This is a genomic window from Alkalibacterium sp. AK22 (assembly GCF_000585255.1).
In the GTDB taxonomy this organism is placed as follows: Bacteria; Bacillota; Bacilli; order Lactobacillales; family Carnobacteriaceae_A; genus Alkalibacterium.
In genome coordinates this window covers 14697-39432 of the sequence record NZ_JANL01000012.1, presented here as the reverse complement: position 1 = coordinate 39432, position 24736 = coordinate 14697, and the positions used below count along the sequence as shown (strand labels likewise).

The following is a 24736-nucleotide window of genomic DNA, read 5'->3' as shown; positions in this document are numbered from 1 at the left end:
GTTTGTACATAAGTACAATTCTACTCGGTTTAACTTTATTTTACTCCGGTTGAGACTTTTGTCCCAGCCCCTTTTGTTTTTACACGTTTACTTAATCGTTACCGGTGTACTTTTTTCCCCTTTTTTCTCTTTCAGAGTAACGTTTAAAGGAGTCAATTTGAGTACCAGGATATTTGGATCATCCTTACCGGAATAGATATCATCCATGTAGTCATTCCAAGCACGATCAATCAGCTTTGAATCCTGAGACAGGGAAACCTGTGCTTCGATTTCCACAAAATCCTTATCCAAAATCCCTTCTTCATAGCCGAGCAGAACAAAGGCGTGCGGATTTTCTTCCACATCCTCCACTTTCTCTGTTCGTCTGTCCGTTACCGTAAACAGTTCAAAGCCATCGCTGTAAAAAGACATGTAGCGAGCCACCGGTTTATTCTCCGATACGGTCGCTAAAACACCTACATCGTTTTTATCCAAAATTTTCAGTGCTTTCTCTCTAGCATCTGCCATTAATTACATCTCCCTTTCGATTTGTATCCACTATGACAGATAAGAAACTTTCAAGCAAAGATATTGCCTCACGTGCAGACCGTATCCTCAATCAAGAGTCTCTATGGCAGCTTTTTAACAGCCTTACCTTTAGGCAGTATATTAACCCTGTCCTGCATTGGCCTCATGATACCCGAAGCGTTCTATACTATGTGCTATATGAATCCATGAATCAGTCACTCTATTTTTTCCAGTCGATCATCCTGCCCTTCATATCGGATGCCGATAGCCAGAACTCCGTAAAGCTGCTCTTGCTCACTGGAATAGATGGCATACGTCTCTTCGAGCATATCTTCCATGCTCCATCCCTCACAGCCCATTTTTTTAAAAGGTATTGCCTCATAAAGACTTTTAAAATCCTTAAATACCTGAAGACTGGTGACAGTGACGTCCAGCTGCTCCTTATCAGAAGCCGTTGACTGGAACCGGATCCGGTCTCCTCTTCTGATCTGCTTACGCTTGCTGTCACACAGGCGAATTTCAATCTGCTTACTGCCTCCTTTAATAGCCTGAACATACTCTTTATGGAGTCCCATCTTATGCATCATCGTTTTTTCTCCTTTGTGGCTGATTTGAACTTTTCAACAAAGAAAAAAAGACCTAGTCAAGGTCTTCTTTTTGTCTTTCAAGAGATTGTATTTCCATTTCCAGTTCACGAATTTCGTGATCAAATTCGACCTCTGAATAAGGTCCCGTTACTGTCTGTTTCAGTTCTCTGTCCTGTTCTTTTGTTTTTTCCAGTGCTTTTTTTCTGTCTTCAATTTTAGCTTCCAGCTCCTGTTTATCCATGGCGGACTCCTTTTTTATTTTTAGTATAACAGAGCAGCAAGCCCGCTAGTTAATCATATGTTTGAGACCTGACTTGATGGAGAATCATTTAGTGACAACCTGACCTGTTCTCAAATCATCATGCAATGGTCAATAACCCGCTTCTTCCGTCACACCTGCCTTCTCAACAAGTGGGTGGATTCTGCTGATAAAAAAGCCCATCAACGGGCCAAACAGCAGCATGCCGATCACTGTCCCTTCCCTTACAGACGGATCCATACCGAAAAGAAAAGTGAGGATCAAAGATATACTAATACATAACACGTCAAACAACTGACGGATCGCAGAAAATTTGAGTGTGATTTTTTTGGACAGGGCCATGCAGAAGCTTTCAATGGGAAAAGTAACCAGATTCAATACTGTAACAACACTGACTGAAAAGGAAGCTACAATTGTAGCCACCAAAAAAATAAACAGCGACAACAGATAGCTTTGAAACGCATACGGAGCCAGCAGATTATAATAGAAGAAGTTGACCAGCATTCCAATCAGAATAACCAGAGGAATCTGCAGCAACTGCCCCAGACCAAACTTTTCTCTGAGAATGACCAGCTGACCAGCTACAAAAATCAGGTTAAACAGCATAGCTACCGTACCGATACGTATTCCTGACAACCTGGACACGGACTGCGTCATGGCATCAAAAGCTCCGACACCGACAGCTGCTTTTAGCATTAAAGAAATCCCCAGCGCCACCAGCACCGAAAAGAGTGCCAGTACACTAATTCCTTTTACAGATTTCATCGTCTCACCCTACTTTTTGTTTTATTGTGTCTCAAGTATACGCCAAACCTGTCAGATAGCAATGCTTCTAGAGCAGATTGTGTTTCCCATATTCCCTAGCTTTAACTCAGCACAAAATGAACTAGTATATCCTTTTGGAATATGGTATCCTACTAGGTGCCAATAAAATAGACAGTTCGTAACCATCCTGTCGAAAAACAAAACTAGGGAACGGCAGTCTTGTGCTGCTGTATTTTGACGTCCTGGGTTTGACCTGGAGACGTTTTTTTGTTCTGCTGATACTGTTCAGGCACCCACAGTGGTGTGGGCCAATTGAAGCAGGACCTTATTATAAATGGAGGTGATCAATATGAAAGAGACTGCACTAAAAAGAACCGCTACACGTAAACTCACCATTTCTGCTCTGACCATTGCTTTGTACGTGACCGTCATGGCCACGACCTCCGCTTTTGCCTTCGGAGCCTATCAAATCAGAATTGCAACCAGCCTTTATGCTCTTTCTTATTTGTTCCCTTTTCTTGTTTTTCCACTTGGCCTGGCGAATGCACTGTCCAACTTTTTCTTTGGCGGACTGGGACCCATCGATGTTCTGGGAGGCTTAGTGATTGGACTGCTAGTATCCGGCAGCATCGCGCTGATCCGTAAAGCTGACCTCCCTCGCTGGCTCGTAGCCTTGCCGATTGTCCTTGTAATTGGCTTTGGTGTGCCTGCTTACTTGAACATTCTACTGGGTGTCCCTTACTGGGTACTAGTGACGAATCTGGTCATCGGCCAGCTTATCCCTGGAATTGCAGGTGTGCTGCTAATTCAGGCTCTTGAAAAACCACTCAAGCAAAGAAAGGTGATTTAAATGAGCGGACGTAACGAAAAGGAACTGACTGGTCTGTCACATCTGGGTAGCCAGCAAGTATCCTACAGTATGACTTATGCTCCAGAAGTCCTTGAAAGTTTTGACAACAAGCATCCGGACAATGATTACTTTGTAAAATTCAACTGTCCCGAATTTACGAGTCTGTGCCCGATTACCAGTCAGCCGGACTTTGCGACCATCTATATTTCTTATGTTCCTGGAGAAAAAATGGTCGAAAGCAAATCCTTGAAACTGTATTTGTTCAGCTTCAGAAATCACGGGGACTTTCATGAAGACTGCATGAACATTATCATGAAAGATTTAATTAAGCTAATGGATCCAAAATATATCGAGGTCTGGGGTAAATTTACTCCTCGAGGCGGTATATCTATCGACCCCTACTGTAACTACGGCAAGCCCAGGACCCGTTTTGAAGAGGTTGCCTGGAACAGGCTGGCCAATCATGACCTGTATCCGGAAACAATCGACAACCGCTGATAATCAGAGACAATCGATGTTGGCTGCTGACCTTAAAAGGTAATGTTTTTTAGTACAAATAGCCGCAGCAGCCAGACACTGATCCGGCTGCTGCGGCTATTTTGTATTGACCCTAATTGGCCCATATAAATCAGCTGAACGGAGCCAGACTGGCAATCCGCCTGCCTGCTTCAATCAGTCGGTCAGCCGGCTGGGTCAGTCCGATACGGAGATAACCTTCGCCCTGACTTCCAAAGCCGTCCCCTGGTGCAGTGAAGACTCGTGCCTCATGAGCTAGTTTGTCCATGAAGTCCTCAGCATTAAAGGTCTCCGGTATTTTCAGCCAGACATAAAAGGAGCCTCTGGTCTGGGTCGTCTTCAATCCTGACGGTGACAAGGCCTTTAGAAAAAGATTTCTACGCTCTTCATAGATGGCTGTCAACTCTCTTACAGAGGACTGATCGTCTCTCAGTGCCGCCGCACCTGCTTTTTGAATACCTCCGTACAAGCTGACACTGGTATGATCCTGGAGCAGATTGATGGCCTGAATAACAGAAGGATTGCCGACAGCGAAGCCAATTCGCCAGCCGGCCATATTATGGGACTTTGAAAGGGTGAAAAATTCTATGCCGGTCTCCTTGGCACCCTCTGTTTTGAGAAAGCTTTCAGGCTGATGTCCGTCAAAGCCAATTGTCCCATATGCAAAGTCATGGGCTACACAGATTTTATGCTCTCGGGCAAACGCCACCGTCTCCTTAAAGAATTCAGGTGTAGCCACAGCTGCCGTCGGGTTATTGGGATAATTGAGGAAAAGCAGCTTGCTTTCCCTAGCCTTGTCCGGGGCGACTTTGCTGTAGTCCGGCAAAAAACTGTTTTCCTCCAGCAGCGGTAAATCTTCTATCTCTCCACCAGCCAAACGGATGCCGGAAACATAATCCGGGTAGCAGGGATTGGGCAAGAGAACTGTATCCCCTGGATTGAGCAAGCCCGGCTTTTGAGCCATGCAGGATAGACACTTCGCTGTCTGGATCCAAACTTACACCCTGTTCCCTAAAGTAATACTCTGCAACAGCCTGTCTCAGATCCTCCTGTCCTCTACCCGGACCATACTGATCAAATTGAGGATCAGCAGCTGCCTGCTGAAGGGCTTGAGTCACAAAGCCCGGCGCTGGCAGATCCGGGTTCCCGACACCCAGATCGATGATGTCATCATGTTTCTGCCTAATTTTTTCCTTCTTTGCTGCTAGGTAGGCAAAATACTGCCTGGGCAACCTCTTCAATGTATCTGACGGTTCAAATCTATTCATCTATCCTTTTCCCACCTTACTATAAACATCCTCTTCCCTATTGGCCTCCAGTGACAGCACTGCCTTGAGTAGTTTCCCTCTTGACACAGGATAACCAGACGCCTTCAAAATCGTATCTTCGGCTACCAAAGAAACAAACGCTTCTATCTCTGATTCATCCATGGCCCCGAGATGGAGTTCCTTCAGAGATACAGGAAGATTAAGACGCCTGTACAGGTCTATCAGCTTGTCTATCTCTTCCCACTTTTCTTCCACAGCCAACTGGACCAAAATGCCATAGCCTACTTTCTCCCCATGCAGAAAAGCATGCGTCTGAGGAAAAGCAGTCAGCTTGTCATGTACAGCATGACCGATTGTTGTTCGGGCATATTTATCTCCCAGACCACCCACTAGGCCGCTGAGAGAAATAATCGTGTCCGCCAGCTGAATGAAGGCCGGTGTCAGCTGACCTCCATCCAAAGCCTCCACGCCTGCCTGAGCCTGGCGCAAAATGATTTCTCTGCACTCATAGGCTGCCGACCGTGCCAGTCTCAAAAAAGGCTGATTGCGGTTTTCGGGACTGGACAGTGTCAGGTCGGATTCGTACCATTTGGCCAGCGTATCCGCCAGGCCGGCCACGAAATAATTTTCTGGAGCGGTAAGCAGCAGTTGGGGCTCGACCAGCAGGATATCTGTCTGGGTCGGGTGCACATCAAAGCCGATACAGACCCCTGCTTCAGTATACATAACACTGATAGGTGTCCAGGGCGCACAGTTGCTGGCCAGCGTAGGAATCAAAATCAGGCGCAAGTCCGGGAAGCTAGCAGCCGTATGCTTGACTGCATCCATCAGCTTGCCTCCCCCTATACCAATTACGGCATCCACCTGACTGTGTTCAACCTTGACCTTCAGCCGGCTGACTTCCTCGTAACTGCACTCTCCGCTGAACTGGATCAGCTGGACATCAACAGCTGCTGCCTCCATTTGTTTTAAGTAGGGTTTTGCCTGTATCCATGACTTCTGCCCGTGAACAAGGGCAATTTTCTGGATCCTGCGAGCTTCCAGACGCTCGGGCAAGGTATTTAACACCCCCTGTCTGCATTCATATTCCTGCGGTCCTGTTCTGACAATAACTGACATGCTGATCTCCTCTCTGTTTCACCCATTGAGTAACTGACTGTTCCTTAGTTCGTTCACGTTCATTGAGATGACTCTTATTTTTTGGAAGTTGCCTGAGCTAGCAGGTCTCCCCCTAGCTGCAGCAACTGGACAATAACGATCAGAATCACGACCGTCACTAGCATCACCACATCATCATACATATTGTAGCCGTACTGAATCGCCAGATCACCGATTCCTCCGGCTCCGATGGCCCCTGCCATAGCAGAGAAGCCAATCAGACTGATGAGTGTGAGTGAAATACCACGGATTAAAGCGGGTAACGCTTCCGGTATGACCACTTCCCATAGGATAAGCGGTAGACTGGCTCCTGTTGCAATTGATGCTTCAATCACTCCTCGGTCGACATCCAGAAATGCTGCTTCTGCTATGCGTGAAAAAAAGGCGGTAGCTGCTATGGATAAAGAAACTGTGGCAGCCTGCCAGCCGATTTGTCTGCCTGTTATTGCAACAGCTACTGGCGACAAAGCGAACATCAGAATAATAAACGGCAGTGACCGGACGGCATTAATCACGAAACCGACTATTCCGTAGAGACTGCGGTTCTTTATAAGAAGCGGATGCCCAGTCAAATACATCAATAGACCAAGCAACACGCCGATAACTAAAGCAATGGCCGCTGATACCCCAACCATGTAGGCTGTATCCACAATCGCTTGAAACAGGTGTCTTTCAAGCACCTGAAGGGATCTATCTACATTCATATTCGGTCACCTCCGTTACTGTCCGATCTTGGGATACCCGTTCAATCTGAAAGACATCATCTGCAAGCAAGTGAATACTTTTTTCGATTTCTTCTGCTTTTCCAGTGATATGCACCAGCAGTACACCTAATGCTCTGCCATCGATATAATCTACTTTTCCGTGAATAATGCTGAAGTGGACATCCAGCTTTTTTGAAAGGGTTGAGATAATCGGACTATAAGCCCCTGATCCTTGATAGTGAATATTGACCAGCTCGCCTTCCTCAAGATTTTCCATCAATTTTCCGGGAATATCTAACGACAACGCCCTGGACACGAGCTTTTTGGTCATCTCTACCTGAGGATTGGCAAACAAGTCAAAGGTCGGCCCTTCTTCAACGACCTGCCCTTTTTCCATAACCGCCATCCGATGAAAAAGTTTTTTAGCGACATCCATTTCATGAGTAATAAATAGAATAGTAATGCCGTACTGCTGATTAATATGCTTCAGTATGTTTAGTATTTCCTCCGTTGTTTCCACATCCAGTGCGCTGGTCGCTTCATCACAGAGAAGGATTTCCGGCTGATTTGCCAGAGCGCGGGCTATGCCTACCCGCTGTTTCTGTCCACCACTGAGCTTTTGCGGATAGGCATTGGCTTTATCACTTAGGCCGACAATCTCCAGCAGTTCCTCTACTCTTTCTTTGCGTTTCTTTTTTGGATAACGGGAAGCTTTCAGTGCGAACTCCAGGTTCTGGGCAATCGTTTTGCTTGCAATCAGATTGAAATGCTGAAAAATCATGCCGATATTCTGCCTCTTCTTTCTAAGGCTTTCCTTACTTAGGCTCGTCAGCTCCTCTCCGTCGATTCGCACCTGACCGTCTGACGGTTCTTGCAGCAAGTTGATTGTCCGTACTAGGGTACTTTTTCCTGCTCCGCTCAGTCCAACGATACCGTAAATTTCACCTTTTTCTATATTTAATGACACTTGATCAACTGCTACAGATGTCGACCCCTTGCTTTCAAAATGCACGGATACATCGACCAGTTCTATATGACTCATGCCTATTCCTCCTGTTAGTGACTGCTTTAACCTTCCGGCCACCATGACGGCCGGTTAAAGCCATTGAAGGTCTCGCTTTCTTCTATTGCCTCGTAAAAAGCTTCACTCTCGATCACGGTCTGGATATCCTGACCCAGCTGACTGTTTAGATCCTGAACAGCAACCAGGTTGAAGAAGTTGTCTCCCATGTTTTCCATGGCCAGAGCCTCATTTGGATCCAAATCTGCTGCGAAAGAATAGTTGCCCGGTACGGTAGCCAGTTCGGCCGAGCTTTCAAGCGAGCGGGTGATTTGAGCGGATTCAATCGGTTCGATAACCAAGTCATAGGGATTGTCAGTAATATCATCAACGGTGATCTGAGTAGCCGATACTGACTCATCGTAGCTGATCAAGTCATAGTCAGCTAAAACCCTGAGAGCCCGGGCCAGGTTGGACGGATCGTTAGGTGTCAGGATCCGCGCGCCGCTTTCGATATCGTCAAGCGATGCATAGCCACTTGCTTCACTAGCATAAACGCCCATGCCTAAAGTGGGGACCGTACTGATCTTATCCAGGTCCAGATCGTTGTCTAAAGAGAAGGTTTCAAAATAGTCCGTGTGCTGGAACAGATTGGCGTCGATATCACCATTGTTTAGAGCCAGATTAGGCTGGACATAATCACTGAACGTCCGGGTAGAGACCTGATAGCCATATTCTTCTTCTAGAAGCGGTCCGATGATGTCTTCCACCATAATACCGTATGGTCCAGCTGCCACGCCAAATTCCACTGGTCCCCTTTCTTGTGCCGAGCTTTTTAAGCCGGCTTCTTCAGATCCTCCTGTAGCGTTTCCTGTATCTTCAGCTCCTCCGCAAGCTGTTAAAAATAGTGCCGCCAGTGATGCTGCAGTCAACCGGATAAATGCATTTCCCTTACTCATTAAAAATCTCCCCCTATTGTCTTATTTAACCGCCACTTATTGAGAGCAGACAGCGAGATGCAAAAAAGCCCCCGCCCCTGTATGTATGATTACATACAAGGACGAGAGCTTCCGCTTCGCGTTACCACCTTGCTTTGCTGTACCCTTTCAGATACAACCTCAAAAGGAGCAGCATCCCGTTAACCGGCATGCGAGTCCTTGCTGCTGTACCGGGCAGTCCCGTCATTTCCTGAACATTTAGAAATGAAACACTCAGAGGCCATCTTCAGCCGGTCCTGTCTGCGCCCGTTTTCACCATCCGGGCTCACTGTCAGCAGCATTTCCAGCTTACTCTTCTCTTCAATGTGCAACTGTTAAATTAAAGTATTCTCATAATAGTATAGCTCAGCTTAAGTGTCAAGCTGATCGGTTAAAAAAAATTAATTATTGGTATTTTTCTCGTCTATGTGTATCAACTGAAGTCCTAAATAGACACTGCTCCTCCTTTTCTACTGATATCTTCACAATCTTTGCTGTATCCTTTTCTTCACCAGTCTGGAGCTCAAAATCATGCAGGCAGATGTTTACTTTTCATGTACACCCCTTTCAACACTGTCTCATACAACAGTTCTTTAACGTTCAAGCTCCTTTAAGTTCTCACCGATGTTTCACTGAATCGGATCTGATTAGAACTCAGTCCGAATGTGCCTGTTGTACGCACAATCAAAAATAGTGTACTGAAGAGTCAATGTTTCCATCATGAAATTAATCAATCTGCTATCTTCTGCGTAATCCTATCTTCTCTCATCCCTGTATGATAAAATTAAAGACATACACCCTTGCAAAATAGTGTTAATCATTTATATTAAGCTAAAAAAGTAAACCCTTACATCCTTTTACTGTGTTGTTCTCTCTCAGTTACAACAAGCGAAAAATGATTCGCCGGCTGCTGTACACAAAGTGGCTCTTCCATGTTTTCTTTTGCAGTTTATTGTGATACACTGAGTTTAAATAGTTCGTTAGTTGAATCAACTAACTTATTTTAAATAGTACCTCTGTATAATCACCAGACTCTTATAAACAAAGGTCCTTTTTGAGTTTCCCATAAACTGGATCAATTCAGACTGGACACAGTATAATCAAGGAAAGTGAGGATTCTTATGTTCAATACAAAAAGCTCCATTAGGGAAAATAACAGCATCCTGGTGCTGTCAGAAATTATCAACCGACCAGAAGTCTCCCGTGCAATGATTTCTGAACTAATCGGACTGAACAAGGCGACTGTGTCTGCCATCGTCAAACAGCTGATCGAAGATAAATATGTGATTGAAATTGGTCCGGGGGAAAGTACATCGACAGGAGGGCGCCGCCCAATCCTGTTAACATTGAATAAGAAGGCAGGGATATCCATCAGCTTTGATGTCCGGCATGACCGTATCAGCTGTCTCATTACCTACCTCGACGGTGAAAAAATAGAACACACTATCGAAGAAAAGAATATGAACAAAGACAACACCGTAGAGTCTATCGCTTCAATCGTCGAGGACACCCGGGACTCAATGGGCCATTGTCCTTTCGGCATCATTGGAATTACCATTTCAATCCACGGTATCGTTGATCACAATAAAATCGAATTTACTCCCTACTTTGATCTTGATCAAATCGATCTGGTCGGAGAACTGGAAACACGTCTGGATCTGCCTGTTCATATTGAAAACGAAGCGAACTTGACTGCTCTGGCTGAAGCCGCGTTCGACAATGAACACTGCAGCCTGGTGTCTTTCAGTGCCCATACCGGAGTGGGCGCTGGAATCATTCTGGACGGTAAACTGCACCGTGGTCATAAGGGCCGCAGCGGTGAGGTCGGACATACTGTTTTGTACCCAAATGGGATCAGCTGCCCCTGTGGCAACCAGGGTTGCCTGGAACAGTATTGCTCCACTACGGCAATTGTCAGACGTTTTCGCGAACTGAAGCACAATGATCAGCTGACCTTTCAAGACCTAGTCGCATCCTATCATTTAAAAGATTCCGACACGCTCAATATGATTTTACAGTTTGCTAAAGATTTCGGTATTGGCCTGATGAATGTGATTGGCAACTTCGATCCCGAAGTTGTCTACATCAATTCAGAAGTCCTCGACGAGATTCCAGAGTTGATTAGTTTTCTGCAGAATTACTTGAGCATGACCATTTACAAAAATGTCCTAATTCGTCAGTCCCGTCTGGGTAAGAAAGCAAGTCTCTACGGAGCAACTGTCGTTAATCTCCAGTCTTATCTGCATGTCGACAATGTAGAGTTCAGCTTAAACATGGAAAAAGTACTGGCTGGGTAAATCCTATCGCTGTTTCGTATTCTAGGCAGTTCTAACCTTTCTCAACCACACTGCTTGCTCTCTTTCCCTATGTAAAGAGCAAGCAGTGTTTTTAAGCCTTAAGACGGGCTGCCTGTTTTTTGTTGGTTATTACCCTTTTGATTTCACTGGAGTAAACTAGGCCATGCTGTAGTTCCTTCTTCCCGATATGACCATCACCTCTGAAAACGTTTGGCTTCACATAGTATGGAAAAGGCAGCCCCGGTTAAAGGAGCTGCCTTTTTGGCTGAGAGATTTTTTGTGCTTTTTTCAGCATTTTTGACTGAATGCTAACAGTTGGCGAGTCAACCGGTAGTCTGTTCCAGCTTCTTCTCTACTACTCACTCTGTTTAAAGCTTGCTAAAATGATTTGCATCATGCATTACATAAGCGAGCCGCCTGAAATCTTGACGGTTTCTCCGATAATGTTTTCAGCTGCATCGGACAGTAAAAAAGCAATGGTATGGGCTACCTCCCTGGCTGTCGTGATGCGTTTGGACGGCAGGTTCCGGCTTTCAATTTGGTACTGCTCTTCAAAAGTGTGCCCTTCCCGCTCGGCTTTCGAGCTGATTGCTTCTCTTCCCATCACCGTATCCACATAACCCGGGCAGACCGCGTTCACTCGGACCTTGTGTTCAATCGCTTCATGGGCGAAAGACTGCGTAAAGGCGTTCAAGGCAAATTTGGATCCTGTATAGGCAGTCCCCCCATATACGCCTCTGAGTCCTGAAAGGGATGAGACGTTCACGATTGCCCCCTCTCCCTGTTTTTTCATGGCGGCATACACCTGCTGAGTCAGTAATATTGGCACCGTGTAGTTGAGATGCATGACTTTCTCTAGCTCGATCTGAGTCAGTTCTTCGACTATGCCTCCCCCCATGATACCGGCTGAATTGACCAGCAGGTCGACCGGCCCGTTGGCTTCTTCTGCTTCTTGCAGCAGGCGCTCTCTGTCCACCCCATCAGCCAGATCGGCAGTGACTTTGACCACCTTGGCTTCAGGAACATGCTCTCTGATTTCGTCAGCCAGTTTATTCAAAACATCCTCTTTTCTTCCAGTAATCGTGACTGCTGCCCCTGTTTCAGCCATCACTTTTGCTGTATCGTACCCGATTCCACCGGTTGCACCGGTGATCAACACATGCTTACCTGTAAAGGTTTCAGTTGAAAATAAAGTCATTGTTGTCCTCCTTGTTTGATCATCTGTAGCCTACTTACTGCCATCTTAGCACAAGCTGAAATAGACTTCTTGAATAAAGGTCCAGCCTGGTCAGTTTAAGCAGGTCCCACCACTCTAAAAGCCCATTTTTTTTATTTTTGATTGCCCCAAGCAGCCTTTCTAGAAAAATAACAGCTGATACGATACACTATAAGAATGAACAGGACAAATAACAAGGAGGCCTATTATGAGCACTGAGATTACTCTGACTCCACTGGAGAAAGACGACAGCAGCTATCTGCTTAAGCTGTGGAAAAATTCGGATATTATGGATTTCTGGTTTAGTGAACCCTATATGAACAAGGAGAAACTGCATGATTCCTTTGAGGAGAGGCAGAAATCAGATGCTGTCCGGCAGTTTATTGCCTATGCGGGAGATGAGCGCATCGGCTATACCAATTTGCATCTGATCAACATGCGGCACCGTACAGCGGTTTTTGCGATTATGCTAGACCCGGACAGCCAGGGTAAAGGCTATGCAGAAAAAGTGGTCCGAGAGGTCGTCGATTATGGTTTCAACCAGCTCAATTTAAATAAAATTAATCTGGACGTAGTTGATTTCAATGAAAAAGCGGTTTATATTTACAAAAAAGTCGGTTTTGAGATTGAAGGCCGCAGGAAGCAGCAGGTCTTTATCCAAGGGGAATACCACGACAGTCTGGCTATGGGTTTGTTGAGAGCAGATTATACCGGCCCTTCTGAGTAGGTCCTGAAGCAGCCTGATCCAGTCTAGCTTTTAAAGGGTTTCAGCTATTCATTTGCTTTTTTGGCAATGAGACAAGTAGATAAAAAATTAGAGGAGCGATACAATGTCAGACTATAATGTACCTGAAGTATGGGAATGGGACAAAGATGAAAGTAATGCCTTCGGTAATCAGCCGATTGCAGGAAGCCGGTTCAAACAGAGCCTGCCGAAAGGAGATGCCCCTTTCCAGCTCTATTCACTGGGGACACCCAACGGCCAGAAAGTGGCGATGATGTTTGAAGAACTGAAAGAAGCTGGTATTGATGGCGCCGACTACGATCTGTACAAGATTCACATTGGTGAAGGTGACCAGTTCGGCAGTGATTTTGTCTCCATCAATCCTAATTCCAAGATACCGGCAATGATGGATTACTCTGAAGACGAGCCGGTCCGCGTGTTTGAATCCGTCAATATCCTACTGTATTTAGCGGAGAAATTCGGTCAGTTCATGCCGACAAGCTGGGCAGAGAAGACAGAACTTCTGAACTGGCTGTTCTGGCAGACGGGAGCGGCTCCTTATGTCGGCGGTGGCTTTGGTCATTTCTACGCTTATGCACCAACCAAGCAAGAATACCCAATCAACCGCTTTACAATGGAAACGAAGCGCCAGCTGGACCTGCTTGACCGGCACCTAGCGGACAAGGACTATATCAATGGTGATGCATATTCTATCGCAGATATGGCAATCTGGCCATGGTACGGCCGCTTAGTTCAAGGCGCCTTGTATGGCGATGCCGCAACCTTCTTGAAGGCGGAAGAATATTCTAACCTGAAAGCCTGGGCAGACCGCATTGGTGAACGCCCTGCTGTCAAGCGGGCTCTGGACGCTGAATATAAAGACATAAAATAATTGAAGATTTAAAAAAGCGCAGAGCCCCCCAATGGCTCTGCGCTTTTTCATGCATTAATAAGGATTAAGGCTATGACTGTCAACGCAATGGCTAGCTGGTTTTTGCGTGCCAGTGTTTCCCGGTAAATCAGCAAACCACCTAAATTAATCAGGACAATGCTTCCTGCGCTGTAGACCGGAAAAGCCACCGACGTCCGGACCGTTTCCAATGACATAATCAGAAAGTAAGAAGAAAACAGATTCGGAATCCCCACCATAAAACCGGTCAGAATATCTTTTTTAGTTACCTTTACTTTTTTGTTCGCCACGTAGATGATACTAATGACAAAGGCGACAAAAAAAATAGTGAAGAGGAAAATATCTTTGTAGTCATTCAAGGCATATTGCTGGTAAATTTTATTGGAAAATTCTGCCATGCCGCCAAACACAAACAACAACAGCACTGTCGGCTTAAAATCAAATTTCCTAATGGACTGCTTTGACAAGTTAACAACAACAATGGAGATCAGTGACAACCCAATCCCTATCCACTGAATGGACGTCGGGTATTCTCTCCAAATTAAGATAGAGAAAATCATCGGAATAAGAATGCCTAGCTTCCCAAATGTACCCGATATGCCTACCCCATTATCTCTCACACTTTTCTGGTAAAAAATAAAGGACAGAAAGAAAAACACACCCGCTAAGGCTCCCACGCTGACTCCCCAGATAATACTGGAAAACGGGCTGAGTAGATACTGATCACTTTCCAGCATCCATCCCAGTTCTTCGGTAAAGGCCGCTTCTCTCCTCACCCCAGTCAGCAAGCCCTGAGACATAATCATTAACAAACTCGTCATGAAGGCGATAAAATAGTTTGCGCTGGTGATGACATAACGATTGGTATTACTCGTTTCCGTGTACTTGAAAATAAGTCCGATCGATGCGCTGCATAAGACAGCTAAAAATAAATAAATCATATATCCTCCTCGTCAGGAAAACCTGCTTAGACTTACATTACGCGATCTTCCCTCGTTCGTTTTCAAGTATACCATTTAATGTAAATGGTATACGGACTCTCTCAATGCCTATGACAAATTATAAACTGAAAAAAAAGCCCCGCATCACTGCGCGGCTTTCCTATTATCTTTACCCCACTGATCCTTCCATCTCATATGAAATGAGGCGGTTCAGTTCAACGGCGTATTCCATTGGGAGTTCTTTGGTGAAGGGTTCAACAAAGCCCATGACAATCATTTCTGTCGCGGTTTCTTCGTCCAGGCCTCTACTCATCAGGTAGTAAAGCTGTTCTTCCGAAATCTTGGACACTTTCGCCTCGTGCTCAAGAGCCACGTTCGAGTTGTGGATTTCGTTAAATGGAATCGTGTCTGATTTCGACAGGTCATCCATCAGAATCGTATCACACTCAATATGTGAAATGGACCCGGCAGAGTTTTTGCCGAACGTCACTTGACCACGGTAGTTAACCGTTCCGCCATCTTTAGCGATGGATTTAGAAACGATTGAGCTGGACGTGTTTGGTGCGTTGTGAATCATTTTAGCACCGGTATCCTGAACCTGACCTTCGCCGGCCATGGCGATGGACATAGTTGTGCCACGCGCGCCGCGTCCGTTCAGATGGATAGACGGGTATTTCATGGTCGTTTTCGCTCCCAGGTTACCATCAATCCATTCAACGGTCGCGCCCTCTGCAGCGTGAGCACGCTTGGTTACCAGATTGTACACGTTATCTGACCAGTTCTGAATCGTCGTGTAACGACAGTAGGCATCTTTTTTAACGATAATTTCAACAACCGCAGCGTGCAACGAGCTGGTTGAAAAAGTCGGTGCAGTACATCCTTCAACGTAGTGCACGCTGGCGCCTTCGTCAACAACAATCAGGGTACGCTCGAACTGGCCCATCATTTCGTTGTTGATACGGAAGTACATCTGCAGGGGAACATCACACTTAACGCCTTTAGGCACGTAGATGAACGTTCCACCAGACCAAACTGAAGAGTTCAGTGCTGCGAGCTTGTTGTCTGTTGGAGGAACAACCGTCCCGAAATGCTCTTTAAAGATTTCCGGGTATTCTTTTAAAGCCGTGTCAGTATCTGTAAAGACAATGCCCAGCTTCTCGAATTCCTCTTTCATGTTGTGGTAAACCACTTCTGATTCATATTGCGCTCCCGAACCAGCCAAGAACTGGCGCTCTGCTTCTGGAACACCTAGACGATCAAAGGTTTCCTTGATTTTATCCGGTACATCGTCCCAGCTGCGGGCAGGGGCTTCACTTGCTTTGCGGTAGTACGTATAGTTATCAAAATCGACATCTGACAAGTCCGCTCCCCACTGGGGCATTGGACGGGATCGGTAGTGATCGTAAGATTTTAGACGGTAGTCAAGCATCCACTCCGGTTCTTCCTTGCGGGCGGAAATGTCGCGGATAATGCTTTCATCCAACCCTTTACCGGTATCGTAGACAGCTTCGACCCCTTCATCATGAAATCCGTATTTATATTCTGTTTTTTCTGGTACTTGAGACATGGATATTCCCCTTCCTTACTCATTAAAAGCTGATCTGACCAGCGGACGCCCGAAAGGCAAAACCTGTTTTCTCGAGCAACAGGCTTTACACTTTCACAGGTTTTGCTGGATCAGCTGGACAGTCATCCTCTATTCTCTAATCGGCTATGGTCATTCCCTATCACATGCGGGCTAGCTCAGTCGTGCTTCAGTTGCCCGTCGACGCCTGTTCCATTCTGGGCCAGCGCTTTTTCTAGCGCTTTCCAGGACAGGGTGGCACATTTGATACGGGCCGGAAATTTAGAGACGCCCGAAAGCATCATCGCATCTCCTAGCTCTCTTTCGTGCTCAGGTTTGTTTCCCTGAACCACTTCGGAAAATTCGTTAACCAGCATCAGGGCATCGTCGATCGATTTGTTTAAGATGGCTTCCGTCATCATGCTGGCACTGGCCATAGAAATCGTACAGCCACTGCCGTCAAACCGCACGTCAGTGATTTTATCTTCTTCGACGGTCAGCTGGACTTGAATGACATCTCCGCAGGTCGGATTTTTCAGCTCGATCTGCGTTGTTGCCTTATCCAGTACGCCCCGTCGTCTCGGGTGTTGAGAGTGATCCAGGATCACTGCCCGATATAATTGATCCAGTTTAGTCAAGGCCATGCAAGAAAAACTCCTTCGTGGCTTTCAGTGCTTCAACAAATTTATCTGCATCTGCCATAGTGTTGTACAAGTAGAAACTGGCACGAGCTGTTGCAGGCTGACTTATATAGTCCATCAGCGGCTGAGCACAGTGATGACCCGCTCTGACCGCTACACCCTCCATGTCCATAGCTGTCGCTACGTCGTGCGGGTGAACGCCGTCGATATTGAACGCAATCACGCCCGTTCGTTCAGACGCCTTTTTGGGTCCGAACAGTGTCAGGCCATCAATTTCTTCAAGTTTCGGCATCAAATAAGCCACCAAATTTTGTTCATGGCTCATTATCTCATGCATGCCAATGTTTTCCAAGTAGTCTATAGCTGCGCCTAAACCGATAGCTCCGGCAATATTGGGTGTACCGGCTTCAAACTTCCAGGGTAGCTCTTTCCAGGTGCTCTCCTGCAGGCCGACAAAGTCGATCATCTCGCCGCCAAATTCCAGCGGCTCCATTTGTTCAAGCCATTGACGCTTGCCATAGAGCACGCCGATACCGGTTGGTGCCAGCATTTTGTGACCACTGAATGCATAAAAATCGGCATCCAGTGCCTGAACGTCAACGGACATGTGCGGCACAGCCTGTGCACCGTCCACGACCATGACTCCGCCTTTGGCATGCACGTAATCTGTCAGTTCTCTGATCGGATTCACGACGCCTAGAACGTTTGACACATGCGTGAGAGAAAGGATCTTCGTTTTGTCAGTAATCTTCTCCCGCGCATCTGACATATCAAGTAACCCTTCATCAGTCAGCTCGATATACTTCAGTGTTGCCTTTTTGGCCTTGGCCAGCTGCTGCCACGGAATGATATTAGAATGGTGTTCCATATAAGAAATGACAATTTCATCGCCTTCTTCAACAATCAAATCCCCTAAGCTTCTGGCCACCCAGTTCAGACTGGTGGTGGTCCCTCTGGTAAAGAGCACTTCAGCTGTTTCGGGTGCATTAATGAAGCGGCTGACTTTTTCTCTCGCTCCCTCATACTGAACAGTCGCCCGTTCAGCCAAGGTATGCACGCCTCTATGCACATTGGCATTTGAGGTATGGTAGTAAGCTTCTAGCGCTTTGAGAACGGCTTCCGGCTTCTGGGTCGTTGCGGCATTATCCAAATAAACAAGTGGCTCATCGTTGACCTGCTGCTGAAGGATCTTGAAATCCTTCACCAAGTGTTCGTAAGGCACGGTCATCTAGATGTCAACTTCCTTTCGATTGTGTGCACAAGTTCGTCTCTGACACTCTTGAGTGGAATCGCTGAAATCACTTTACCCAAGAATCCACGAATCACGAGACGTTCAGCTTCTGTTTTTTCTATTCCTCTACTCATCAGGTAGTACATTTCTTCAGGATCTACACGTCCGACACTGGCTGCATGTCCAGCCGTCACTTCGTTTTCATCAATCAGAAGAATCGGGTTGGCATCTCCGCGGGCTTTGTCAGACAGCATCAACACACGTGATTCCTGCTGCGCATCGGCTCCTTTGGCCCCTTTAATGATATGTCCAATTCCGTTGAAGGTTAGGGTTGCACGGTCCATTATTACACCATGCTGGAAAATGTTTCCTTCGGTGTGGTTACCATAGTTGATCACATTGGAATCAATGACCTGTGTCTGACGGCCACTGCTGATACCCACAGCTTTCAGGTCACTAGATGAGCCTTCGCCTACGAGGTCCACATCAAAGTCACAGACCACGTTACCACTATTCATGACTCCGATTGCCCAGTCGATTGTTGAGTCTCTGTGAGTATAGCCTTTACGGTTGAAGTACACAGTTGAATTCAGACCGAGCTGGTCAACAGCACTGAACTTGACCTGAGCGCCAGCTTTCGTTATCACTTCGACTACAATATTGGCTGCATTTTTTTCGTCCCCTTTAGTCAGGAACTTTTCAACATAGTTGAAATTTGAGTTTGTATCTGCATAAATCAGAACGTGCTTGATAAAGGCATCTTCTACCAGGCTGTTCTGTATAAAGACGGCTTCAAGCGGTTCTTCGATTTCCACATTCTTCGGTACGTACAGAAAGAGTCCAGAGTTCATAAAGGCAGCGTGGAAAGCAGCAATTTTATTGGCATCCGGCTTAACGGCCTTAGACATGTAGGCTTCCTTGACCAGTTCAGGATGCTCTTTGAGTGCGGTATGCATGTCGGTAAATATCACGCCTTTTTCTCTCAAAGAATCCGGCAGGGTTTCGATAACCGTGTCATTACCTGTCTGAATCACGCGTGCTGCCTCTGCTTTATCTTCGATGAATTCGAAGGGATCGATTGATTTAGCAGCCGGTGCTCCCGTCAAGTCTGGTACTTGAAACAGCGGCCATCTGTTGTAGCGCAGTCTTTCGATGACAGGCAGATCCAAGTCTTCGATCTTCTCCAGCGCATCAAGGCGCAGCTGAAGCATCCATTTAGGCTCTTCATGAGCTCGGGAAAAGGCTTCTAGTGCGTCTTTATAACTCACATAATCTTTTGTTTTTGTTTCCATCAGTCATGGCCTCCTCTTAAATTAGTCTTCTACGAGTTCAAAGTCTAATCCAAGTTCGTCCATTAGACCTTTGTATCCTTCTGCTTCCAGCTGTTTAGCCAGCTCGGCACCGCCGGTCTTCACTACACGGCCATCCATCATGATATGAACGATATCCGGAGTAATATAGTTCAGCAGGCGCTGGTAGTGTGTAATGATCAGCGAACCAAACCCTTCACCACGCATTGCATTGACCCCTTTGGATACGACCTGCAAAGCATCGATATCTAGTCCTGAATCGATTTCATCCAGAATCGCAAAGGTCGGCTCAATCATCAGCAGCTGCAGGATTTCATTACGTTTCTTTTCACCACCGGAAAAGCCTTCGTTCAGATAACGCTCAGCCATTTCTTCCGGCATGTCCAGAACGTCCATTTTCTCGTCCATTTTTCTGATGAAGTCCATTACGTTCATCTTATCGTCTTCGTCTCTTCTCGAGTTGATGGCTGCACGCATGAATTCAGCATTGGTTATCCCGGCAATCTCACTTGGGTACTGAACAGCCAGAAACAGGCCGGCACGTGCACGTTCGTCGGTTTCCATTTCCAGTACGTTTTCTCCATCCAGCAGAATTTCACCTTCTGTGACTTCATAACTTGGATGACCCATGATTGCAGCAGACAACGTTGATTTTCCTGTCCCGTTTGGTCCCATGATTGCGTGGATTTCACCTGTCTGCATTTTCAGGTTCACACCTTTAAGAATTTGTTTGTCCTCAATGGATACATGCAGGTTCTTGATTTCTAATACGGCCATTACGTACCTTCCTTTTCTACTTGTAGTTTTTTGAGCAAAATAACTGTAGAAGAGTCCTGACCGCCGCATACGCAGGTAATAGGTCCGACAAATTTATAGCCATCTCCTATCTGCGTTCGCTGCAGCGCCATGCCCGTCTCATTCTTTCGGTGACCCTCAACTAACGAAGCCGCGGTTTACCGAAATATCAGCTGAAAATATTTTGCTTACCTTGTTTAATTTTAGTCTAATTGAGAATCAGAATCAAGGTTCTTTTGTGGATAATATCGGCCTACCTTGCTTTATCCTTGCTATGTCAAGCTTTCCAGATTATATAAATTATCATCTACTAATAAATAAAAAAAGTTCCCCCAAAGGTATTCACTTTCTCAAGTGTCTACTTCAGGAAAACCCTCTTATTTTCTAAATCTATCTTTATTTTTTATAATAAAGATTCTAGTACCCATGCGAAAGGTCTCATGACCGGAACGAGTAACCTTTCCCACAGAGCGGCCTCCTTGACTTCTGTATGCTCACCCGGCACTTTATCTACACTTGGGTCAAAGCGTACGCTTCTGTTCAGGTAGGAGGCTTCTGCTTCATTCATGATCTGCTCCGCCAGCTCTTCGCTGTCAATCACCAGCATGGATTCGGTACTCAGCCACGTGCTGCGTGCATCAAAATTGTATGCCCCGACAGCACTAATCTGATTATCCACAACCAGTGTCTTCATGTGCAATGATGACCCTTTGGGCTGAAATTCATAGTAATCTGCAAAAGACTCAATAAAAAAGTCCTTCCGGTTTTCTGTACCCGCTTGCGCAAAAATATTTGAATTGGTTGATTTTCCGTTGGTCAAAACCTTGGCCTGCCCCACCGATAGATCAACTGCTTCAAGATGCTGACGCATGTGTCTGTTCGGAATCACCCAAGGAGATTGAACAAAGAGTTCTTCCTCTGCCTGATTCGCCAGCGTCAGGAGGTCACTCCAGATATAAGGCTGCTTGAATCCTCTTTCGATGCTGTTGTGTGTATGAAAGCCCCCGTTGATTTCTACCGATTGGTCGATCCAGTCGGTTATTTGAGCAACCTGCTCACGGTCTGCTTCTTCATGTTGGTGCTCTTCGTACACAGCTCGCAGGGCCTCCAGTTTTTCTTCTGCCCGGGTTTGTTCCCAGCTGAAAAGAGTCCGGTTATTTTGTGACTGGGAGTAGTCACTGTCGAAAAGTTCTGTATAATAAGCCTGCATGTCCGAGATTAGCCCGTCTTCTTGACCCTCCTGATTGATCAGCATAATATCCCGATCAAAGGAATAGCTGGACTCAACATTTCCACGTTCGTAGTAAAGATCCCCAATATTTCTTCCGCCGGTCACAGCGAATTGGTCGTCCGCTATTAGGATTTTGTCGTGCATCCGGTTGTTCACCCGCCAGGGCGCCAGTACAACAGACCAAACCGGTTCGTAAAGCTTCAGTTCGATATTGGGGTGGGCATTAAACGCTCTAAGGACATCCCGGTCATCTCCTCTGACTCCATGAAAAAGGCCATCAAGCAAGTAACGTACATTGACGCCCCGATCAGCTGCCGCTAGCACATAGGCATAGTGCAGCTGAACACTTTCCCCCTGCTCCATATAGAAATAAGCGACATCCAGTGTCTCTTCTGCTTCTTCAATTATATTCATCCGGGCTCCAAAAGAGGCAAGCCCGTATTCAAGCAGCGTGACTTGCTCGCTGGTTTCCTTAAAAGTCAATGCCCTTTCTACCGGTTCAGGTGGTGTACGTAGCGTGACTGACAGGATCCCTCCGGCAATCACATATAGGAGATACACGACAACCAGCAGTCCACATGCGTTGACCGCTTTTTTCCAGCCAATCTTATTCATTTCCAGTCCCTCATTCCCACTCATTCTTTTCCTATCATACAGTAGTCTAAAGCAAAACACACCTCATTTCGACTGGTTGAACAAGCTTTAAGCACACTCAGTTAACGTATGTAGCATCGGGAACATCTACTGTCTATCTTGCTTGCCTAATCCTTTTCAGCAGAAAGAGGAGCAAAGGTGATTCAAACACCCGCTCCTCTTGTATCTGTTCCACATTAACTGCTTTGACTGAGTCGCTGTAAGGTTTATTCCTGCTGATTCAGTTCGTTTCTTTGAGTTTTTTTAACGTTGCTCGGATATCTCTGGACTGAGTGATTGCCGACACGATGGCTACACCGTCGACCCCTGTCTGACGGACTTCTTGTACGTTATCCTCACTGATTCCCCCAATGGCAACCGCAGGCAGCCGGGTGCGCTTTTGCATAGCCTCTCGGATCCCGTTCAAACCCATAACAGCCTCATGGTCCTGTTTGGATTTGGGGGTATAGGCCGGTCCAATACCGACATAATCGATGCCGGTCGTTTTTTCCGCTTCTAAAAACTGTTTCAGGTTATTGGTCGACAGTCCAATCATGAACTGATCCCCCATCCGCCTCACTACCTCTGCAATCGGCAAGTCGCCCTGGCCGACATGGATGCCGTCAGCCTTCACTCTCTCTGCCAGCTGGAGGTCATCATTGACGATAAAAGGAACTTCGTATGCCCTGCACAATTCCCGGCACGCCACAGCTGTTTTCAACAACGCTTCAGGCTCTTTTTCCAAACTGCCCGGACCTTTTTCTCTGAACTGATAACAGCTGATTCCTGCTTCAAGAGCTGCTTGGAGTACCTCCTGGAGCGACCTGTTTTGGCAGTCTTGAGTTCCGGCGATAAAGTAGACATTGAGCATGGTTTTAATTGTTTCGGTCATTTTTTCTCCTTATTATAAGCCCAGTGGTTCGTCGGGCCATGTCCCTGTCCGATGTTCAACGAGTCCCTGATTGCCGCCAGAATAAAGGCCTTGGCGGTGCGGACGGCTGCTTCGACATTTTTCCCTTTGCCCAGTTCAGCTGTTATGCAGGCTGCAAACGTACAACCCGTTCCATGCGTATTTTGGGTGTCGATTCTCTGGGCAGACAGCCAGATTTCCTTGCCGTCTTCCAAAAGCAGCAAGTCGTCTGCCTGCTCTTTATCCATAGCATGCCCGCCCTTGATGACAACATTCTTACTGCCTTTTCTGTGCAGTCTTTTTGCGGCCTCGCGCATGTCTTGTTTCGTCTCGATTTTCATGTCGGTCAGAGCTTCTGCTTCTGGGATATTCGGCGTGATCACCGTAGCCAGTGGGGCCAGCTCATCCCTCATGACTGCAATGGCCTGCTCCTCCATCAGCGGATGTCCGCCCTTAGCAATCATGACCGGATCTATCACCAGCGGGATTGTGTTCAGTTCACGGTAAGCTGCTGCAATCAGTTTCATATAGTCCCCATTGACCAGCATGCCCGTTTTCATCGCTTTGACATTAAAGTCAGCAAAAATAGAGTCCCACTGTTCCTTAACCATCACTAAAGGAACGGGGTGCACCCCCTGAACTCCGGTTGTATTCTGTGCCGTGACTGCAGTAATGATGGACATGCCAAACACTTCCTGCTCCTGAAAAGTCTTCAGATCGGCCTGGATGCCTGCGCCTCCCCCGCTGTCACTCCCTGCTATGGTCAGTACTTCTGGTATGTTTGTCATCTGTTGGTCCTTTCCTCTCTGCTTTTACTGATTGTGTCTTCATCAGTCAAAACCGCCAGTTGGTCCATCAAGTGGGTCCTGAAGGTTCCGGGCCCCGGACTATTTGCTGCTGCCTGTTCTCCTGCTCTACCAAAAGCAAGGTGAGCCTGGGTCACAGCCTCCATTATCCAGGACTCAGTGAGATGTTTGTCTTTTATTTTTAGCAAGCCTTCCTTTAGCTGGAAACCCGTTGCATATTGATGGGCATCTGCTTGTTTACCGGCGGCCAAAAAGGCCCCGATGACCGCACTGAGCATACAGCCACTGCCGGTGATCCGACTCAGCATCGAAGTCCCCGCCTCCACGACTCTAGACTGACGGCCGTCCGTTATGATATCTTCCTTACCCGAAACGGCAACGATACACTGCCACTTCCGAGCACAAGCAAGTGCGACGGATTCGGCTGACTGTTCTTTATTCTGGGCATCCACACCTTTAGATGCCCATTTTTCACCTGCTAAATGAGCAACCTCTGAAGCATTGCCCCGGATGACGGCTATATTGACTGACTGAAGCAGTCTGGCAGCTGCCTCTTTCCGAAACTGTGTTGCTCCTACTCCTACCGGGTCTAAAACAACTAAAGTCCCTGCCTGATTGGCTGCTTTACCTGCCCGCAGCATACTGTTTATCTTCTCTGGTGTGGGTGTACCGAGATTAAGAACTAGTGCGTCTGCCATGCTGCTCACTTCCGCTACTTCCTCTTCAGCCATGGCCATGATTGGAGAAGCGCCAATAGCTAGCAGGGCATTGGCGACATCATTTTGAACGACCTGATTGGCTATAGTGTGTACGAGCGGATTCAACTGCCTAATTTTACTGATGCTTCTGTTATCCATATCCATCTCCTAGTCGTGTGTTGATTAAAAAAGCTTCCACTTAATCATAAGTAGAAGCGAAGAATATCCAGTGAATTCA

The 24736-nt window shown here is 46.6% G+C and carries 25 protein-coding genes and 1 pseudogene; 5 read left to right on the top strand and 21 right to left on the bottom strand.

The annotated features are described in order from the left end of the window. Window positions 1-87: 87 nt before the first annotated feature. The 4 genes from ADIAL_RS02290 to ADIAL_RS02275 all read right to left on the bottom strand — a co-directional run bounded on the left by ADIAL_RS02290 (window position 88) and on the right by ADIAL_RS02275 (window position 2118). On the bottom strand, window positions 88-507 hold the full coding sequence (locus ADIAL_RS02290; RefSeq protein WP_034299590.1) for a pyridoxamine 5'-phosphate oxidase family protein: 420 nt from the start codon (window positions 505-507) through the stop codon (window positions 88-90). A gap of 215 nt (window positions 508-722) precedes the next feature. After that, window positions 723-1094 carry an ASCH domain-containing protein gene (locus tag ADIAL_RS02285; protein ID WP_034299587.1) on the bottom strand — a complete coding sequence of 124 codons (372 nt, stop codon included), beginning with the start codon at window positions 1092-1094 and terminating at the stop codon, window positions 723-725. Window positions 1095-1146: 52 nt separating this feature from the next. Further along, the gene (locus ADIAL_RS02280) at window positions 1147-1335 is read right to left on the bottom strand and encodes a hypothetical protein (RefSeq protein ID WP_034299586.1); all 189 of its coding nucleotides are present in this window, start codon (window positions 1333-1335) and stop codon (window positions 1147-1149) included. A 129-nt stretch (window positions 1336-1464) separates the two neighbouring features. Beyond that, on the bottom strand, window positions 1465-2118 hold the full coding sequence (locus ADIAL_RS02275) for a YczE/YyaS/YitT family protein (protein ID WP_034299585.1): 654 nt from the start codon (window positions 2116-2118) through the stop codon (window positions 1465-1467). A 349-nt stretch (window positions 2119-2467) separates the two neighbouring features. Between ADIAL_RS02275 and ADIAL_RS02270 the strand changes: the two genes are divergently transcribed. Both ADIAL_RS02270 and queF read left to right on the top strand, forming a co-directional pair. Then, window positions 2468-2968, top strand: coding sequence for a QueT transporter family protein (locus ADIAL_RS02270; protein WP_034299583.1), 501 nt, complete (start codon window positions 2468-2470; stop codon window positions 2966-2968). Further along, entirely contained in the window at window positions 2969-3466 is a 498-nt protein-coding gene (gene queF, locus ADIAL_RS02265; protein ID WP_034299578.1) for a preQ(1) synthase, read from the top strand. A gap of 130 nt (window positions 3467-3596) precedes the next feature. On the opposite strand, the pseudogene ADIAL_RS02260 reads toward queF, so the two are convergent. The 6 genes and pseudogenes from ADIAL_RS02260 to ADIAL_RS11665 all read right to left on the bottom strand — a co-directional run bounded on the left by ADIAL_RS02260 (window position 3597) and on the right by ADIAL_RS11665 (window position 8893). Next, window positions 3597-4752 (bottom strand): annotated as a pseudogene (locus tag ADIAL_RS02260) (aminotransferase class I/II-fold pyridoxal phosphate-dependent enzyme). Then, a complete protein-coding gene (locus ADIAL_RS02255) occupies window positions 4753-5871 on the bottom strand; it encodes an iron-containing alcohol dehydrogenase family protein (RefSeq protein ID WP_034299576.1) in 1119 nt (372 codons plus the stop codon). A gap of 74 nt (window positions 5872-5945) precedes the next feature. Further along, on the bottom strand, window positions 5946-6614 hold the full coding sequence (locus ADIAL_RS02250; RefSeq protein WP_034299573.1) for a methionine ABC transporter permease: 669 nt from the start codon (window positions 6612-6614) through the stop codon (window positions 5946-5948). Further along, window positions 6601-7656, bottom strand: a complete 1056-nt coding sequence (locus ADIAL_RS02245; RefSeq protein WP_034299570.1) for a methionine ABC transporter ATP-binding protein — start codon at window positions 7654-7656, stop codon at window positions 6601-6603. Before ADIAL_RS02245 ends, ADIAL_RS02250 begins: the two co-directional genes overlap by 14 nt. Window positions 7657-7682: 26 nt before the next feature. Continuing rightward, the gene (locus tag ADIAL_RS02240; RefSeq protein WP_051503653.1) at window positions 7683-8573 is read right to left on the bottom strand and encodes a MetQ/NlpA family ABC transporter substrate-binding protein; all 891 of its coding nucleotides are present in this window, start codon (window positions 8571-8573) and stop codon (window positions 7683-7685) included. Between the two features lie 179 nt (window positions 8574-8752). After that, window positions 8753-8893: a hypothetical protein gene (locus ADIAL_RS11665; RefSeq protein ID WP_442853022.1), complete on the bottom strand. Its 141-nt coding sequence runs from the start codon at window positions 8891-8893 to the stop codon at window positions 8753-8755. An 819-nt stretch (window positions 8894-9712) separates the two neighbouring features. Here ADIAL_RS11665 and ADIAL_RS02235 point away from each other — a divergent pair. After that, window positions 9713-10888, top strand: coding sequence for an ROK family transcriptional regulator (locus tag ADIAL_RS02235; protein ID WP_034299568.1), 1176 nt, complete (start codon window positions 9713-9715; stop codon window positions 10886-10888). Between the two features lie 400 nt (window positions 10889-11288). Here the strand turns inward: ADIAL_RS02235 and ADIAL_RS02230 are convergent, their stop codons facing one another. Beyond that, entirely contained in the window at window positions 11289-12086 is a 798-nt protein-coding gene (locus ADIAL_RS02230) for an SDR family NAD(P)-dependent oxidoreductase (RefSeq protein WP_034299566.1), read from the bottom strand. Between the two features lie 226 nt (window positions 12087-12312). Between ADIAL_RS02230 and ADIAL_RS02225 the strand changes: the two genes are divergently transcribed. Both ADIAL_RS02225 and yghU read left to right on the top strand, forming a co-directional pair. Then, window positions 12313-12831 carry a GNAT family N-acetyltransferase gene (locus tag ADIAL_RS02225; protein ID WP_034299563.1) on the top strand — a complete coding sequence of 173 codons (519 nt, stop codon included), beginning with the start codon at window positions 12313-12315 and terminating at the stop codon, window positions 12829-12831. A 103-nt stretch (window positions 12832-12934) separates the two neighbouring features. Next, window positions 12935-13720 (top strand): glutathione-dependent disulfide-bond oxidoreductase, encoded by a 786-nt coding sequence (gene yghU / locus ADIAL_RS02220; protein ID WP_034299559.1) that lies wholly within the window; start codon window positions 12935-12937, stop codon window positions 13718-13720. Window positions 13721-13767: 47 nt separating this feature from the next. On the opposite strand, the gene ADIAL_RS02215 is transcribed toward yghU, so the two are convergent. The 10 genes from ADIAL_RS02215 to thiM form a co-directional block, all read right to left on the bottom strand. Next, the gene (locus ADIAL_RS02215) at window positions 13768-14679 is read right to left on the bottom strand and encodes an EamA family transporter (RefSeq protein ID WP_034299557.1); all 912 of its coding nucleotides are present in this window, start codon (window positions 14677-14679) and stop codon (window positions 13768-13770) included. A gap of 169 nt (window positions 14680-14848) precedes the next feature. Further along, a complete protein-coding gene (sufB, locus tag ADIAL_RS02210; RefSeq protein ID WP_034299554.1) occupies window positions 14849-16246 on the bottom strand; it encodes a Fe-S cluster assembly protein SufB in 1398 nt (465 codons plus the stop codon). 176 nt (window positions 16247-16422) lie between these two features. Then, window positions 16423-16887, bottom strand: a complete 465-nt coding sequence (gene sufU, locus ADIAL_RS02205) for a Fe-S cluster assembly sulfur transfer protein SufU (protein WP_034299551.1) — start codon at window positions 16885-16887, stop codon at window positions 16423-16425. Further along, a complete protein-coding gene (locus tag ADIAL_RS02200; RefSeq protein WP_034299548.1) occupies window positions 16874-18112 on the bottom strand; it encodes a cysteine desulfurase in 1239 nt (412 codons plus the stop codon). Before ADIAL_RS02200 ends, sufU begins: the two co-directional genes overlap by 14 nt. Next, a complete protein-coding gene (sufD, locus tag ADIAL_RS02195; protein WP_034299545.1) occupies window positions 18109-19407 on the bottom strand; it encodes a Fe-S cluster assembly protein SufD in 1299 nt (432 codons plus the stop codon). The genes ADIAL_RS02200 and sufD overlap by 4 nt, the downstream gene beginning before the upstream one ends. A gap of 21 nt (window positions 19408-19428) precedes the next feature. Beyond that, a complete protein-coding gene (gene sufC, locus ADIAL_RS02190) occupies window positions 19429-20202 on the bottom strand; it encodes a Fe-S cluster assembly ATPase SufC (protein ID WP_034299543.1) in 774 nt (257 codons plus the stop codon). Window positions 20203-20623: 421 nt separating this feature from the next. Further along, a complete protein-coding gene (locus tag ADIAL_RS02185) occupies window positions 20624-22066 on the bottom strand; it encodes a phospholipase D-like domain-containing protein (RefSeq protein ID WP_197017745.1) in 1443 nt (480 codons plus the stop codon). Between the two features lie 259 nt (window positions 22067-22325). Then, window positions 22326-22976 carry a thiamine phosphate synthase gene (gene thiE, locus ADIAL_RS02180; protein WP_034299537.1) on the bottom strand — a complete coding sequence of 217 codons (651 nt, stop codon included), beginning with the start codon at window positions 22974-22976 and terminating at the stop codon, window positions 22326-22328. Beyond that, window positions 22973-23782 (bottom strand): bifunctional hydroxymethylpyrimidine kinase/phosphomethylpyrimidine kinase, encoded by an 810-nt coding sequence (gene thiD, locus ADIAL_RS02175; protein ID WP_034299534.1) that lies wholly within the window; start codon window positions 23780-23782, stop codon window positions 22973-22975. The genes thiE and thiD overlap by 4 nt, the downstream gene beginning before the upstream one ends. After that, window positions 23779-24657, bottom strand: a complete 879-nt coding sequence (thiM, locus tag ADIAL_RS02170; protein WP_034299531.1) for a hydroxyethylthiazole kinase — start codon at window positions 24655-24657, stop codon at window positions 23779-23781. Before thiM ends, thiD begins: the two co-directional genes overlap by 4 nt. Between the last annotated feature and the right edge of the window lie 79 nt (window positions 24658-24736).